The organism is Caballeronia sp. 11_S32 (genome assembly GCF_056930355.1).
Genome location: NZ_JBXOWH010000003.1, coordinates 2388657 through 2403626 on the forward strand (window position 1 = coordinate 2388657; position 14970 = coordinate 2403626).

Sequence of the window (14970 nt, forward strand, 5' to 3'; positions counted from 1 at the left end):
TCGAATTTTTGTCTTCTCGTTGTCAGGGTTTGTAAGGAAAATCGGAATTTTCGCGTAGCAAATGGGTCGTTCTCCATCGAGCATTTCGCCCGACCCGTTTCCGATACGGGCTTCAAACCACAACGCACTTTTAGGGACAACTATGAGAATCATCCGCTTGGCAATCGCGGCTACCGCCGTGACCGCGCTGGCATCGTGCAGCAGCATCGGCAGTCTCAACCCCGACGCGCTGATGCAATCCGGGCAGCTCGCCACGCAGGCACTCGCGCTGAGCGACAACGACGTGCGCACGCTTTCTGACAAGTCGTGCACGCAGCTGGACAGCGAAAACAAGATCGCGCCGGCATCGAGCCCGTACACGCAGCGCCTGAACAAGATCGCCAAGCAGCTCGGCGACAACATCAACGGCGCGCCGGTCAATTACAAGGTGTACCTCACTAAGGACGTCAATGCGTGGGCGATGGCCAACGGCTGCGTGCGCGTCTACAGCGGCCTCATGGACCTGATGAACGACGATGAAGTGCGCGGCGTCGTCGGGCACGAGATGGGCCACGTCGCGCTCGGCCACACCAAGAAGGCGATGCAGGTCGCCTATGCGACATCGGCCGCGCGCTCGGTGGCGTCGGCGAGTTCGGGTGTGCTCGCGAGCCTCTCCAGCTCGCAGATCGGCGATCTATCCGAGAAATTCGTCAACGCGCAGTTCTCGCAATCGCAGGAAAGCGCCGCCGACGATTACTCGTTCGATACGCAGAAGAAGAAGGGCTACAGCCCGGCGGGACTCGTCACGGCGTTCCAGAAGCTCGCGACGATCGATGGCGGACAGTCGAGCATGCTGAGCTCGCATCCGTCGTCGCCGACGCGCGCGAAGCACATTCAGGATCGGATCGCGTCGGGGAAGTAACGCGAACGTGAGCGCGATGCGCGTGCGTGTGCGTGTGATTCGCGCGCGCATCGCGAGAGAAGAATCAGAAGAAGTAGTGCACGCCGACGGTCAGGCTGTCGTTACGGCGTTTGCCGCCGTCGCAGTGCGCGGTGTCGCCGGTGTACTCGGCCGCGACGCTCCATTTCTTGTCGAACTTGTATTCGACGCCCGCGCCGTAGTGCAGGCGCGTATCCGGCCAGAAGCCCGTGAAGCCGATGCGCGCGTACGGCATGACGTTGTTTATCGGCATGCCGATCTTTGCGTCGATGCCGCCGTCGTTCTTTGTCGTCGAGCCGCCGTGGAAGTCGGCGAAGGCTTCGACGCCGAGCACCGCGCGCTCGACATCATAGTTGTAACCCGCCGTGAGGCCGGGGAAGAACGTGGTGTGCGTGGATTGCTGGTGGTGGACGCCGGTCGCATCGGACCAATTGAAGCCGAGTTTCGCGCCCGCGTAAGGACCGGCGAATTCGCTGGCCTGAGCGTCTACGACCGCGAGCAACGAGACGAGAACCGGCGCGACGAATTTCCTGATATCTGACATGACTAACCTGATGAACCGTGAGAAAGGTCTACCTGAATGCGTCACGGCATTCGGGCAACGACCATAATCGGGACAACGAACGCTCGCGTTGCGTTGCACTCTGCTTGCCCACCGGCAAGCAACCTGCGAGGTTAGTTATCCACGGTCATCATCGAAAGCGGAAATATCCTAAAGGAAGGTTGCCTTTCGTCGCAGGCAGGCCAACCTTAAAGCGCGCGATTCAATCAGGATGGCGAACCAATCGCAATCGCACAGATACGAAAGCCGATGGCTCGAGTGGAACAGTAGTGAGGACCGCGCCGGGACAGGCGGAAAAGAAAAAGCCCCGCAAGTTTTTACACTTGCGGGGCCCTTCTACGACAACTGGCGGAGACGGAGGGATTCGAACCCTCGATCCAGTTTTTAGCCAGATGCTCCCTTAGCAGGGGAGTGCCTTCGACCTCTCGGCCACGTCTCCCAAACTTTTCGTTGGCACCGGGAGTGCAGTGCAACGAGATCGAGATAATAGCGTGTTCGCGGGCGCCGGTCAAATTCACATGACGATTTTTTGCCAATCGATGCATTTCGAATTCCGGCGCTGCGCAAACCGCAACGGTTGGAAGGCCCGCGAGCCTTCACAACCGTGTCACATCGGAAGCAGAAGTTACGCGCGATCCAGCTCGAACGCCTTGTGCAGCGCGCGCACGGCCAGTTCCGTGTACTTCTCGTCGATCAACACCGAAATCTTGATCTCCGACGTGGAGATCATCTGGATGTTGATACCCTCTTCCGACAGCGTGCGGAACATCGTGCTCGCGATGCCCACGTGCGAGCGCATGCCCACGCCCACCACCGACACCTTCGACACCTTCGGGTCGCCCAGCACGGTTTCCGCCTGCACGTGGCCCTTCACCGTGTTGTTCAGGATTTCGAGCGCGCGCTGATAGTCGCCGCGGCCCACCGTGAACGTGAAGTCGGTCTTGCCGTTCACGCTCTGGTTCTGAATGATCATGTCGATGTCGATGTTCGCATCGGCGACCGGCCCGAGAATCTGATACGCGACGCCCGGCTTGTCAGGCACGCCCATGACCGCGATGCGCGCTTCGTCGCGCTGGAACGCGATGCCAGAAATCACTGCTTTTTCCATGTTCTCGTCTTCTTCAAAAGTAATCAGGGTGCCGGAGTGCATCTCGTCTTCGAGCGGCATCAGCGGATCGGTCAGGCTGGAGAGCACGCGCGTCTTCACCTGATACTTGCCGGCGAATTCCACCGAGCGGATCTGCAGCACCTTCGAGCCGAGGCTCGCCATTTCCAGCATTTCCTCGAAGGTCACGCGGTCGAGCCGGCGCGCTTCTTCGACCACGCGCGGGTCCGTCGTGTAGACGCCGTCGACATCGGTGTAGATCAGGCACTCGTCCGCCTTCATCGCCGCCGCGATCGCGACCGCCGAGGTGTCCGAGCCGCCGCGGCCGAGCGTCGCGATATGGCCTTCGGGATCGACGCCCTGGAAGCCCGTGATGACCACGACCTTGCCCGCGTCGAGGTCCTTCAGCACGCGTTCGCCGTCGATTTCGCTGATGCGCGCCTTCGTGAAGGCGCTGTCCGTCCGGATCGGCACTTGCCAGCCGGCATAACTCACGGCGTCGAGGCCTTCGGCGTGCAGCGCGATGGCGAGAAGCCCCACGCTCACCTGCTCGCCGGTGGAGGCAATCATGTCGAGTTCGCGCGGGTCCGGATCGGCCTTGATGTCTCTTGCGAGGCCGAGCAGGCGGTTGGTTTCGCCGGACATCGCCGAGGGCACGACGACCATCTTGTGGCCGGCCTTGTGCCATTTGGCGACGCGCTTGGCGACGTTCTTGATGCGCTCGACCGAGCCCATCGAGGTGCCGCCGTATTTGTGTACGATGAGTGCCATTGTCGTTCTGAACTGGAAGGAAAACCGCGCTTTACGCGCTCAACGCGAGAGCGCTCGAGACTCGCGCTCGATCGCTTCAGGGGATGTCGAAGCCGGCTACGATACGCGGGCGCTGCCGCACGCCCGCCGCGCGCTGACAAGAATGTTGGTATGCGGCGCACGGATGCGTCGTTGCGGGCGAAATCGAGTCTTTTGAACGCAGATGCCGCGCAAGAACGCGCTTGGGCGAAACGAGTTACCGTACCCGATCGAAGCTGAAATTACAAGATGACGCGCCCGTGACGGCGATTTTACCGGCTTGGGCGCCACGCCTCGCGAAAGCGCTTCACGCCAGCAGCAAATCCGGCCGCCATACGATCCGCCGCAGCGGCCCGTGCGCCGCACTCGGCGCCGCTTCCCGGTTCACGCCCACATGCGGCACGAACAGCAGCGCCTCGCCGACGAACAGCAGCGGCACGTCGCGCTTCCACGCCGGCACGCCGCGCTCCTGGAACAGGTTCTTGAGCGTACGGCTCGGCGCCTCGCCAGCGACGCGCATGCGCTCGCCGCCCATCCGCGAGCGCGCGACGAGCGGCGCGGCGCGCAACACGCCCTCTCCGACCACGTCGTCGCCGGGCTCATCGGCCGGCTCGAATACGAATGAGCCGCGCCATTGCGGCAGACGCCAGACCTCCTCGCCCTGCCATTGCAGATCCACCGTGGCCCGGGCCGTGGGCGCGCCTGCGTCGAGATCGGGGGCATCGGCGCTGTCGCCCGGCTCCCAGAACAGCACGTTGCGATACACGCGCAGGCTATGCCCGGCATGATCGACGCGCAACGCGTGGCCGTCGCGCGCGGCGGCGGCGTCGCGCACCTGACGCAGCATGTCGGCGATACGCGCCGTCGATGCCGCCGGCAAGCCGCGCGCGCGAATCCAGAAACGCATCAGGTTGATCGCGCGTTCGTCGTCGAGGGTGAGGAACGCGTCCAGCGTGAGCGCGCCTTCCTCGACGGCGCTTTGCACGTGCTCGAGATCGATGCGCGCGAGTTGGTCCAGCAGCCGCTGCGCCGACGCCGCATGCGATGCCGTACGCGCGAGCGCGTCGCGGAAACCGGGAAAATGCACCGCGAGCACCGGCAGCACGTCGTGGCGCAGCGCGTTGCGGGAATAGCGCGTATCGGCGTTGGATTCATCGTCGATCCAGCTCAGATCGCGCTCGTGCGCGTACTGCTCCAGTTGCGCGCGCAAGAGCCGCAAAAGCGGACGCAGACGCGGCGCCGCGCCATCCGAGCGCTGCGGCGCCATCGCCGCGAGGCCCGCGACACCCGCGCCGCGCAGCAATTGGAGCAGCACCGTCTCGGCCTGATCGTCGGCATGATGCGCGATCAGAAGCGCGCTCGCGCCGTGCTCGTCGCAGAGTTCGTCGAGCGCGCGGTAACGCGCATCGCGCGCCGCCGCTTCGAGGCTCTCGCCGCCCGCGCGCGCGACATCGACATGACGCGCGGCGTAACCCACGTCGAGCGATTGCGCGAAGCTTTCGCAATGCGCGGCCCACGCGTTCGCGTTCGGGCTCAGGCCATGATGAATGTGCAGTGCGACGACCCGCCGCGCACCGAAGCAGCGCACGGCCGCATCGAGCAGGACGGTCGAATCGAGTCCGCCGCTCAAGGCGACGGCGAGAAGCGCATCGGGGGAAAGATCCGCGTCCGAAACCGCCGCGCGCACCGCCTCGAAGACGAGGCGGCCGGCTGGGGTTTCGTTATCGGAAGTCACGAGAGATCGTGAGAGGAAAGATGACGATGAGCGCGGACTCAGGCGCCCGGGATCGATTCCTTGAACTTGCCGTAGGCCATCAGCTTGTCGAAGCGGCGTTCGCGCAACTCGTTGACGCTCATGCCCTGGAACTGACGCAGCGAATCGGCGAGCGCGCGGCGCAGCATCGCGGCCATGCCCTTCGGATCGCGATGCGCGCCGCCGAGCGGCTCGTTCACGATTTTATCGATGAGGCCGAGCGCCTTCAGGCGATGCGCGGTGAGACCGAGCGCTTCCGCCGCTTCCGGCGCCTTCGCCGCGCTCTTCCATAGGATCGATGCGCAGCCTTCCGGCGAGATCACCGAGTAGGTGGAGAACTGCAGCATCATCACGGTATCCGCGACGGCGATCGCGAGCGCGCCGCCCGAACCGCCTTCGCCGATGATCGTCGTGATGATCGGCGTCTTGAGTTCGGCCATCACATACAGGTTGCGGCCGATCGCTTCCGACTGCCCGCGCTCTTCCGCTCCGATGCCCGGATACGCGCCCGGCGTATCGACGAACGTGAAAATCGGCAAGCTGAACTTCTCGGCGGTACGCATCAGGCGCTCGGCCTTGCGATAGCCTTCCGGACGCGGCATGCCGAAGTTGCGCAGCGCGCGCTCCTTCGTGTCGCGGCCCTTCTGATGACCGATCACCATGCACGGCTGGCCGTTGAAACGCGCAAAGCCGCCGACGATCGCGAGGTCGTCCGCGAAGGCGCGGTCGCCATGCAATTCGTGGAAGTCGGTGAAAAGCTCGCTCACGTAGTCGAGCGTGTACGGACGCTGCGGATGACGCGCGATTTGCGAAACCTGCCACGGCGACAGATTCGCATAGAGATCCTTCGTGAGTTGCTGGCTCTTCTTCGACAGCCGGTCGATTTCTTCCGAAATATCGACAGCGGAATCGTCCTGAACGAAGCGGAGTTCTTCGATCTTCGCTTCGAGTTCAGCGATCGGCTGCTCGAAATCCAGAAACGTGGTCTTCATGTGTTCGAGTCCTAGAACATCGGGCAGCGCGTATTCTAACCGCGTCCGTCCCTGATAAATGCGCGCGGAAGCTATGGATTATAAAACAACGATAGTTCCGTAATCCGCTGCCCGATTCAGTGATCCGCCGGGATCGGATTGAGACTGCGCCACATGTACCACGTCGCGACCGTGCGCCATGGCTCCCAGTTCGCCGCCACCTCGCGCGCCTCGCTGCGCGTGACCGGCTCGCCGCTGAAATAGTTGACGCTGATCGCCTGGATCAGGCCGAGATCGTCGAGCGGCAAAACGTCCGGGCGCGACAGATTGAAGATGAGGAACATCTCCGCCGTCCATCGGCCGATGCCGCGAATCTGCGTCAGCTCGGCGATCACGGCTTCGTCGTCCATCGAGGTCCATGCGTCGACGTGCAGCGCGCCCGATTCGAAATGCTGCGCGAGATCGAGAATGTACTCGGCCTTGCGTTTCGACAAGCCGCACCCCTGCAGCTTCTCGTGACCCAGCTTGATGAAGTGCGCCGGATGGACCTCCGGGCACGCGCCCTTCACGCGCTCCCAGATCGCTTGCGCCGCCTTGACCGAAATCTGCTGACCGGCCACCGAGCGCGCGAGCGTCGAGAAAGGATCGCCGAGATTGACGAGATGAATCTCGCCGAACTTCGGAATCAGCTTCTTGAGAATGCGGTCGCGCTTCATGAGATCGGCGCACGCGCGGTCCCAGTAGTCGGGACGCACGACTTCGCGCGTGAGTCCGCCGATCTGCACCGGCACCGCCGCGTCGGACGTGACGACGCGCGACTTGCGCACGACTTCGCCCTGCTGCGTGTCCGGGGCAAGCACCTGCGCGCTCGCGCCTGCCGCGACCGCGCGGCCATTGCCCTTCGCGGGCGATGTCTCGGCTTCCTCGGTGCCCGTTTTCGATGCGCGCGCCGCGCCGTTCAGGCGCGCCGTCGTCTCGGGTTTCGGCGCCTTGAGCGCGGCGCTTCTCATCGGCTTGCCGGCGCCCGCTCGCTTGACCGCGGTCTTGCGGCCGGTTGCCGTGCTCACGCCATCGATCTTCTGCGCGTTCGAGGCCGCGTTCGTTTTCGTATGCGCGCCGCGCGTGCGCTTCGTTGCGCCCGACGCATCGCTGACAGACGCGGGTCGCTTGACCGGCGCCTTCCTGGCCGTTGCCATCTTGCCTCCTGCCTGGTGAGTCGATCAGAGGGTTCGAATGACCGCGCTCAAACGCGGCGCCATTCGGTCGACCCACCCGGTTTGTCTTCAAGCGCAATACCGGCTTCGAGCAATGCGGCGCGAATCCGGTCTGCTTCGGCATAGTTCTTCGCCTGCTTCGCGGCGATGCGTTCGGCGATCTTCGCTTCGATCTCCTGCGGCGAAAGGCCCTGCTCCGCGCTCGAGCCGCCCGCCTGCTGAAGGAAGACGCGCGGCTCGCGGCCGAGCAGGCCGAGCACGCCGGCGAGACCCTTGAGCTGGCGAGCGAGCGCGGCATCGCGCGTGCGGTTCACTTCGCCTGCAAGATCGAACAACACCGACACGGCCACCGGCGTGTTGAAGTCGTCGTTCATCGCTGACTGGAAACGCTGCGCGTTCGCTTCGTTCCAGTCAAGTTGCTGATTGTCCGGCTCGACATCCTTCAACGCCGTATATAGGCGCGTCAACGCGTTCTTCGCGTCGTCGATATGCACATCGCTGTAATTCAGCGGCGACCGATAGTGTGCCCGCGCAATAAAGAAGCGCACCACTTCAGCATCAAATTTTTCAAGGACTTCGCGGATCGTGAAGAAGTTGCCGAGCGACTTCGACATCTTCTCGTTGTCGATCTGCACGTAGCCGTTGTGCATCCAGTAGTTCACGAACGTCTTGCCGGTCGCGCCTTCGCTCTGCGCGATCTCGTTCTCGTGATGCGGGAACTGCAGATCCTGCCCGCCGCCGTGGATGTCGAACTGTTCGCCGAGCAGCGTGCAGCCCATGGCGGAACATTCGATGTGCCAGCCCGGACGCCCGCGGCCCCACTTCGAGTCCCAGCCGGAGTCGGCGGGCTCGTCGGCCTTCGCCTGCTTCCACAGTACGAAGTCGAGCGGATCTTCCTTCGCGTCGTTGGCGGCGACGCGCTCGCCCGCGCGCAGGTCTTCGATCGACTTGCCAGAAAGCTTGCCGTAGTCAGCGAACTTGCGCACCGCGTAGTTCACGTCGCCGTCTTTCGCGTGATACGCGTAGCCGTTCGCCTGCAACGCATCGATCATGCCGAGCATCTGCGGGATGAAGTCGGTCGCGCGCGGCTCGATGTCCGGACGCGCGACGCCGAGCGCATCCGCGTCTTCATGCATCGCCGTGATGAAACGATGCGTGAGCGACTTGATTGGCTCGTTGTTCTCGACCGCGCGGCGGATGATCTTGTCGTCGATGTCCGTGATGTTGCGCACGTACGTGACCTTGTAGCCGATCGTGCGCAGCCATCGTTGCACGATGTCGAACACCACCATCACGCGCGCATGACCAATGTGACAATAGTCATACACCGTCATTCCGCAGACATACATGCGTACCTCGCCGGCATTGAGCGGCGTGAAGGATTGCTTGTCACGGGCGAGCGTGTTGTAGATACGCAGCGAGTTCATAGAAGGCGAAGCGTAGACCGGAATCACCTGTGCCGGGAAGCAGGCGGCGTGATCGATGCGTGCGGAAGTCAGGAGACGCACACGCGATGGCGAACACGACGGTCATGCGACCAGGACGGAGACGGCCACGAGTGGCGAAAGACAGTCTGGCGTCGGCGCGGGTACGCGCCCGGCAAGCACCAAGCGCAAGACACGTGCGCGGGACGTGCAGACCTTTTGTTAGAATGGGTCGGAGTATAACACCGGGACTTGAGCCTATGAAATCTCGAAGCGGCCGCGCGGCGGGCATTGCAAGCCGCGCTCCAGGCGGGGCTGAAAGCCTTGCCGGACAGCGTGCCGCATCGGGCATTTCTGCCCGCGTTCCGGTCTACGCGCGCACTCACGGGACCGTTCACACGGTCATCGAAACGGGCAAGCGCCCGTCGACTCGTTCGCCGCTTCCGTGGCTTCTTTCGCTGCATCATTCATTGACTCGATTCCAAGTGACTCATCGCAACGCGCGCACGCCTCTGCAACTCTCCTGCCGGCCGGCTGCCCGGACCTTCGGCACCTTCGCCGCACGCGCGCTCGCCATCGCGGCGCTCGGATTCGCCGCCTGCGCGGGCATGTCGGGTGCCGCGCTCGCGCAGACGTCGCCGGCCACGCGCGATGACACGCCGCAAGCCGATGCGGCCATCGCCAACAAGGACTGGAACGCCGCGCTCACGCAGCTCGATGCGCGCATCGCCAGCAATCCGCGTGACGTGCAGGCGAAGTTCAAGCGCGCCACCGTGCTCGCGCGCCTGAACCGCGATGACGAAGCCATCGCCGCCTTCACCGAGCTCACGCAGGCCTACCCCGAATTGCCTGAGCCGTACAACAATCTCGCCGCGCTCTATGCGAAGAAGGGCCGCTACGAGGACGCGCGCGCCGCGCTCGAAACCGCGGTCAAGGCGAACCCCGGCTACGCGCTCGCGTATGACAACCTGGGCGATCTTTATCTTCGCCTCGCGAGCGAGTCGTACAAGCGCGCGCAATCGCTCGGCTCGAAGAGCCCGCTCACGGGCCAGCGCATCGCGGCGATCCAGAACATCTACAATCCGCCGAAGAAGCGCGCGGGCGCGGCGGACATCGCTTCGGGCACGCCCGCTGCGACGGCACCGCGTACGGCCGCCGACGAATGGGCGCCGGCATCGGGCACGAACTCGTCGACCATGCCCTCGCCCGACGAATACGCGCCGTTCGGCGGCCCGACCGCGCCGCTGCCGACCGCACCCTATGTCGCGCCCAAGGCGCAGCCGTAAGCGCACGGCCCTGCGCGCGCGGTAAGCTGTCGCCTCGCATGGCCATCGCCGGGCGCGCTTCCCTTCGCGGCCGGCTCGCTTCACGCGCCTGACTGTTTGCATTCACCACACGAGGATCGATCCTTCATGAAATTCCTGATGTTGGCGCTGTCGAGCGCTGCCCTGATCGCGAGCACGCCGGCGTTCGCCCAGCCGAACGCGCAGGCCGCGCACCCCACCGTGCTCTTCAAGACGACGCAAGGCGACATCAAGGTCGAGCTCTATCCCGAGAAGGCGCCGAAGACGGTCGCGAACTTTCTCGACTACGTGAAGTCCGGTCAATACAGCGGCACGATCTTCCATCGCGTGATTCCGGGCTTCATGATCCAGGGCGGCGGCTACAGCACGAGCTTCGCGGAGAAGCCGACGCGCGCGCCGATTCCGCTCGAGAGCAAGAACGGTCTGAAGAACGCCACGGGCACGATCGCGATGGCGCGCACGAGCGACCCGAACTCGGCCACGGCCCAGTTCTTCATCAATACGGTCGATAATGCGGGTCTCGACTATCCGAGCCCGGACGGCAATGGCTATGCCGTGTTCGGCAAGGTCGTCGCGGGCATGGACGTCGTGAAGAAGATCGAAGGCAGCCCGACCACCACGCGCGGTCCGATGCAGGACGTGCCGCAGAAGCCGACCGTGATCGAGTCGGCGAGCGTGGTCTCGCAGTAATCAGAAGCGCATGTCGCTGACCCGGCGCGCACGCCGCACCGGTGCTCAAATCAAACACACATTGGAGAGAACATCATCATGGTCGAACTGCATACGAACCACGGCGTCATCAAGCTCGAACTGGACGCTGAAAAAGCGCCGAAGACCGTCGAGAACTTCCTCAACTATGTGAAGAAGGGTCATTACGACAACACCGTGTTCCACCGCGTCATCGACGGCTTCATGATCCAGGGCGGCGGCTTCGAGCCGGGCATGAAGCAAAAAGGCACGGACGCGCCGATCAACAACGAAGCGAACAACGGCCTCACGAACGATGCCGGCACGATCGCCATGGCGCGCACGAACGATCCGCATTCGGCGACCGCGCAGTTCTTCATCAACGTGAAGGACAACGACTTCCTGAATCACTCGTCGCCGACGCCGCAAGGCTGGGGCTACACGGTGTTCGGCCGTGTCGTCGAAGGCCTGGACGTGGTCGAGAAGATCAAGAAGGTCAAGACCGGCTCGAAGGGCTTCCATCAGGACGTGCCGGTCGACGACGTGGTGATCGAGAAGGCCGTCGTGGTCTGATGCCGGTCATTGCATGATCGACACGAAGACCACGTTCGGTCAAGAGACAGCGGGCGCAGCGCACAACGCGCGCCCGCTGTTTTTCATTGCCGACCTGCACCTCTCCGAAGCGATCCCGAAAACGGTGGCCGCGTTCGAGCATTTCATCGAAGTGACGGCGAACGAGGCGGACTCCGTCTTCATTCTCGGCGACCTGTTCGAGTTCTGGATCGGCGACGACATTCTGGATGCTCCCGCGACCGACGCGCGCGCCAGTTTCGCGCGCCGCATGACGCGTCTCATGCACACGCTTTCCGAGCGCGGCATCGGACTCTATGTGATGCACGGCAATCGCGATTTCCTGCTGGGCAAGCGCTTCATGAAAGACGCCGGCGCGATGCCGCTGCCCGATCCGTTCGTGATCACCGCGTTCGGCAGGCGCATCGCGCTCGCGCATGGCGATGGCCTCTGCACCGCCGATCGCGCCTATCAGGGCTTTCGCATGTTCGCGCGCAACAGGCTCGCGCAGCGGCTCTTTCTGGCGCTGCCGCTCGACACGCGTCTGGGCATCGGCCAGCGCATGCGCACGAAAAGCGAAGGCGCGCGCATGACGGGCGTCAAGGCGAAATACGATGTCACGAAGAAAGCCGTGTCCGAGCTTTTCATCAACAGCCGCACGCACACGCTGATTCACGGCCATACGCATCGCCCGGCGATGCATCGCGAAGTCGAAGGCGTGCGCTGGGTCCTGCCCGACTGGGAACTGGACATCGACACGCCGCGCGGCGGCTATCTGCGCCTCGACGAAGACGGCGTGAGCCCGTTGCCGCTCTGACGCTTCAACGTTCGAGCGGGGCGGCGCGCTCTTCGGCCGTCTTGCCGTCCATCGACGTGCACAGACGCTTGAGATCGACGAGCGCCGCGCCATCGACGGCATTGAGCGCTTCCACGCGCGCGCCGAGCCGTTCGAGCGCCGCGACGATCTCGTCGATGCGCTGCGTCTGCGTCGATGCGTGATCGATCAGGCCGTGGATCGCGAGCGAAACCGGATCGTCCGCGTTCGGCGTGATGCCGTAGGCGCAAAAGCCGCTCTTCGCGGGTTCATCGGATTGCTTCTTCCCGACTGCCGGCATCACGATGCGCGCCGGATTGCCGACCGCCGTGCCGCCCGCCGGCACCGGTTTCACGACGACCGCGTTCGAGCCGATTTTCGCGTCCGCGCCGATCGTGAAGCCGCCGAGCACCTTCGCGCCCGCGCCGACGATCACGCCGCGCTCGAGCGTCGGATGCCGTTTCGCGCCGCGCGTGAGCGACGTGCCGCCGAGCGTCACGCCTTGATAGATCGTGCAGTCGTCGCCGATTTCGGCCGTCTCGCCGACCACGACGCCCATGCCGTGATCGATGAACACGCGCCGCCCGAGCGTCGCGCCCGGATGGATCTCAATGCCGGTCAGAAAGCGCGCGACCTGCGACACGAAGCGCCCGAGCCAGCGCCATTGCGCTTTCCAGCACGCGTGCGCGAAGCGATGCAGCACGATCGCGTGCAGGCCGGGATAACAGGTGACGACTTCCCACGCGCTGCGGGCGGCGGGGTCGCGCTCGCGGATGGCGGCGATGTCTTCGCGAAGTCGGTCGAACATGGCGATGTCTCTGATGAGGGGAACGAGCGCGCCTTCGAGCGTTGAAACGCCCAAAGCACGGAACGCGAAAAGCTTATATCGGCATTCGCCGTTTTTCGCCGATTGTAGGACGAGCGCGGACACTCTGCCCGATGCCCACGATGGCAGCGCGGTCGCTGCCGGCGAGCACGCGCGTTCAGTCTTTCTTCGAGCGAAGCAGGATGTGCTTCGCGATGCCGCGCAGGATATTCACCTCCTCGCGCTCCAGCCCAGAGCGGGCGAAGAGCCGCCGCACGCGCGACATCAGCTTCTTCGGGTTGGCCGGATCGAGGAAATCGAGCGCGACGAGCGCATCTTCGAGATGCGCGTACATGCCTTCGATTTCATCGCTCGACGCGCTCTGCCCCGCCGATTCGACGACGGCGAGCGCGCTCGCGGGCGCCTGGAACGCGAGCCGCAGTTCGTAGGCGAGCACCTGCACGGCCTGCGCGAGATTGAGCGAGCTGTAGGCCGGATTGGCGGGAATATGCGCGAGCGCGCTGCACCGCTCGACATCCGCGTTGGACAGGCCCGTGCGCTCGTTGCCGAACACGAGCGCGATGTCGCCGTGGCGCACGAAGTCGTGCGCGCGCTCGGCCAGCGCGCGCGGCGGCATCTGCGGCGGGCCGTACTCGCGCATGCGCGCGGTCAGCGCCACCGACCAGCGCACGCCGACGAGCGCATCGGCGAGCGTGTCGACCACATGCGCGGACGCGAGGACATCGTCGGCGCCGGAGGCCATCGCGATGGCTTCGGGCTCGTTCTTGACATCGGCCACGCGGGGCGCGACGAGGACGAGGCGCGCGAAGCCCATCGTCTTGAGCGCGCGCGCGGCCGCGCCGACATTGCCCGGATGACTCGGCTCGACGAGGATGAAGCGCGTGGACGTGAAGCCGCCGGCAGGCGCGGAAAGATCGTTGGGTTCCAAGGCGCGGTTTGTGCTGAAGTTGATGAAAGTGTCAACCGGATATGTTAACGCGCTTTGCCGATGCGGCTCAAACTCGTGTCCACGCGCGAGGAATTGCGGCGACTTTCGGGTAAAATGGCGCCTTCGCGCGCCGCGAACGGGTTTCACGGTCAGTCGAACCTTCGCGCGAACGCCCCGCTCTTATTCAATTCGTCTTTCGTCGACATAGTCGTTGTCGCCAACTTTTCCGCCTGCGTGCGTTCACTTCGCGTGAGCATTCGGGCGGTCAGAGGATTTCGCTCATGCATCCGATGCTCAATATCGCTGTCAAGGCCGCGCGCCGCGCCGGACAGATCATCAACCGCGCGTCGCTCGATCTGGACCGCCTCCAGGTCAGCAAGAAGCAGCACAACGACTTCGTGACGGAAGTCGACAAGGCGTCGGAAGCCGCGATCATCGAGACGCTGCACACCGCCTATCCCGACCACTCCATCCTCGCCGAAGAGTCCGGCGAAACGGATCGCGAGTCCGAGTTCCAGTGGATCATCGATCCGCTCGACGGCACCACCAACTTCATCCACGGCTTTCCGTACTACTGCGTGTCGATCGCGCTCGCGCACAAGGGCGTCGTCACGCAGGCCGTGGTCTACGATCCGACGCGCAACGATCTCTTCACCGCCTCGCGCGGCCGCGGCGCGTATCTGAACGAGCGGCGCATCCGCGTCGGCAAGCTGGACCGTCTGTCGGATGCGCTGATCGGCACCGGCTTCCCGTTCCGCGACGGCCAGGGCCTCAACGCCTACATGCGCCTCTTCAGCGAAATGACGCTCTCGTGCGCGGGCCTGCGCCGCCCGGGCGCGGCCGCGCTCGATCTCGCGAACGTCGCGGCCGGCCGCCTCGACGGCTTCTTCGAGCAGGGCATCCATCCGTGGGACGTCGCGGCGGGAAGCCTGATCGTGACCGAAGCGGGCGGGCTCGTCGGCAACTACACCGGCGAATCGGATTTCCTGTTCAAGAACGAGATCGTCGCCGCCAATCCGAAGGTGTACGCGCAGATGATCAAAATTCTCGACCTGTACTCGCGCACGCGCCTGACGGGCGAATAAGCAGCATCAAAGGGGCGCG

At 64.2% G+C, this 14970-nt stretch carries 14 protein-coding genes and 1 tRNA gene; 6 read left to right on the top strand and 9 right to left on the bottom strand.

All coding sequences use genetic code 11. The features are described 5' to 3' along the window. Positions 1–142 precede the first annotated feature (142 nt). Complete coding sequence (gene loiP, locus AC1Z32_RS22825; protein ID WP_483480786.1) at positions 143–901, top strand: metalloprotease LoiP; 759 nt, start codon at positions 143–145, stop codon at positions 899–901. 64 nt (positions 902–965) lie between these two features. Here the strand turns inward: loiP and AC1Z32_RS22830 are convergent, their stop codons facing one another. From AC1Z32_RS22830 to cysS, 7 genes are all read right to left on the bottom strand, one after another. Further along, on the bottom strand, positions 966–1463 hold the full coding sequence (locus tag AC1Z32_RS22830; protein ID WP_483480788.1) for a porin family protein: 498 nt from the start codon (positions 1461–1463) through the stop codon (positions 966–968). Between the two features lie 364 nt (positions 1464–1827). Beyond that, positions 1828–1920, bottom strand: a tRNA-Ser gene (locus AC1Z32_RS22835). A gap of 186 nt (positions 1921–2106) precedes the next feature. Then, positions 2107–3357, bottom strand: a complete 1251-nt coding sequence (locus tag AC1Z32_RS22840) for an aspartate kinase (protein WP_483480790.1) — start codon at positions 3355–3357, stop codon at positions 2107–2109. A 325-nt stretch (positions 3358–3682) separates the two neighbouring features. Then, positions 3683–5110: a tRNA lysidine(34) synthetase TilS gene (gene tilS, locus AC1Z32_RS22845; protein WP_483480792.1), complete on the bottom strand. Its 1428-nt coding sequence runs from the start codon at positions 5108–5110 to the stop codon at positions 3683–3685. A gap of 38 nt (positions 5111–5148) precedes the next feature. After that, positions 5149–6120: an acetyl-CoA carboxylase carboxyltransferase subunit alpha gene (locus tag AC1Z32_RS22850; protein WP_483480794.1), complete on the bottom strand. Its 972-nt coding sequence runs from the start codon at positions 6118–6120 to the stop codon at positions 5149–5151. Positions 6121–6236: 116 nt separating this feature from the next. Further along, positions 6237–7295 carry a DNA-3-methyladenine glycosylase family protein gene (locus tag AC1Z32_RS22855; protein WP_483480796.1) on the bottom strand — a complete coding sequence of 353 codons (1059 nt, stop codon included), beginning with the start codon at positions 7293–7295 and terminating at the stop codon, positions 6237–6239. A 47-nt stretch (positions 7296–7342) separates the two neighbouring features. Beyond that, complete coding sequence (gene cysS / locus AC1Z32_RS22860; protein WP_483480798.1) at positions 7343–8740, bottom strand: cysteine--tRNA ligase; 1398 nt, start codon at positions 8738–8740, stop codon at positions 7343–7345. 482 nt (positions 8741–9222) lie between these two features. Here cysS and AC1Z32_RS22865 point away from each other — a divergent pair, with 482 nt between their 5' ends. The 4 genes from AC1Z32_RS22865 to AC1Z32_RS22880 all read left to right on the top strand — a co-directional run bounded on the left by AC1Z32_RS22865 (position 9223) and on the right by AC1Z32_RS22880 (position 12115). Further along, on the top strand, positions 9223–10023 hold the full coding sequence (locus AC1Z32_RS22865) for a tetratricopeptide repeat protein (protein WP_483480800.1): 801 nt from the start codon (positions 9223–9225) through the stop codon (positions 10021–10023). A gap of 126 nt (positions 10024–10149) precedes the next feature. Beyond that, a complete protein-coding gene (locus AC1Z32_RS22870) occupies positions 10150–10731 on the top strand; it encodes a peptidylprolyl isomerase (RefSeq protein ID WP_483480802.1) in 582 nt (193 codons plus the stop codon). A gap of 78 nt (positions 10732–10809) precedes the next feature. Further along, the gene (locus AC1Z32_RS22875; protein ID WP_483480804.1) at positions 10810–11301 is read left to right on the top strand and encodes a peptidylprolyl isomerase; all 492 of its coding nucleotides are present in this window, start codon (positions 10810–10812) and stop codon (positions 11299–11301) included. A gap of 13 nt (positions 11302–11314) precedes the next feature. Continuing rightward, positions 11315–12115: a UDP-2,3-diacylglucosamine diphosphatase gene (locus AC1Z32_RS22880; protein WP_483480806.1), complete on the top strand. Its 801-nt coding sequence runs from the start codon at positions 11315–11317 to the stop codon at positions 12113–12115. A gap of 4 nt (positions 12116–12119) precedes the next feature. Here AC1Z32_RS22880 and cysE read toward each other — a convergent pair whose 3' ends face one another. Together cysE and AC1Z32_RS22890 are read right to left on the bottom strand one after the other, a co-directional pair. After that, entirely contained in the window at positions 12120–12920 is an 801-nt protein-coding gene (cysE, locus tag AC1Z32_RS22885) for a serine O-acetyltransferase (RefSeq protein WP_483480808.1), read from the bottom strand. A 175-nt stretch (positions 12921–13095) separates the two neighbouring features. Then, a complete protein-coding gene (locus AC1Z32_RS22890; protein ID WP_483480810.1) occupies positions 13096–13866 on the bottom strand; it encodes an RNA methyltransferase in 771 nt (256 codons plus the stop codon). A gap of 281 nt (positions 13867–14147) precedes the next feature. Between AC1Z32_RS22890 and AC1Z32_RS22895 the strand changes: the two genes are divergently transcribed. Next, positions 14148–14951, top strand: a complete 804-nt coding sequence (locus tag AC1Z32_RS22895) for an inositol monophosphatase family protein (protein ID WP_483480812.1) — start codon at positions 14148–14150, stop codon at positions 14949–14951. The last annotated feature ends 19 nt before the right edge of the window (positions 14952–14970 follow it).

What these genes read in the sequence shown, in the direction of transcription:
- loiP (WP_483480786.1), top strand. Translation starts at nt 143, where the DNA reads ATGAGAATCATCCGCTTGGCAATCGCGGCTACCGCCGTGACCGCGCTG.
- AC1Z32_RS22830 (WP_483480788.1), bottom strand. Translation starts at nt 1,463, where the DNA reads ATGTCAGATATCAGGAAATTCGTCGCGCCGGTTCTCGTCTCGTTGCTC.
- AC1Z32_RS22840 (WP_483480790.1), bottom strand. Translation starts at nt 3,357, where the DNA reads ATGGCACTCATCGTACACAAATACGGCGGCACCTCGATGGGCTCGGTC.
- AC1Z32_RS22850 (WP_483480794.1), bottom strand. Translation starts at nt 6,120, where the DNA reads ATGAAGACCACGTTTCTGGATTTCGAGCAGCCGATCGCTGAACTCGAA.
- AC1Z32_RS22855 (WP_483480796.1), bottom strand. Translation starts at nt 7,295, where the DNA reads ATGGCAACGGCCAGGAAGGCGCCGGTCAAGCGACCCGCGTCTGTCAGC.
- cysS (WP_483480798.1), bottom strand. Translation starts at nt 8,740, where the DNA reads ATGAACTCGCTGCGTATCTACAACACGCTCGCCCGTGACAAGCAATCC.
- AC1Z32_RS22870 (WP_483480802.1), top strand. Translation starts at nt 10,150, where the DNA reads ATGAAATTCCTGATGTTGGCGCTGTCGAGCGCTGCCCTGATCGCGAGC.
- AC1Z32_RS22875 (WP_483480804.1), top strand. Translation starts at nt 10,810, where the DNA reads ATGGTCGAACTGCATACGAACCACGGCGTCATCAAGCTCGAACTGGAC.
- AC1Z32_RS22880 (WP_483480806.1), top strand. Translation starts at nt 11,315, where the DNA reads ATGATCGACACGAAGACCACGTTCGGTCAAGAGACAGCGGGCGCAGCG.
- cysE (WP_483480808.1), bottom strand. Translation starts at nt 12,920, where the DNA reads ATGTTCGACCGACTTCGCGAAGACATCGCCGCCATCCGCGAGCGCGAC.
- AC1Z32_RS22895 (WP_483480812.1), top strand. Translation starts at nt 14,148, where the DNA reads ATGCATCCGATGCTCAATATCGCTGTCAAGGCCGCGCGCCGCGCCGGA.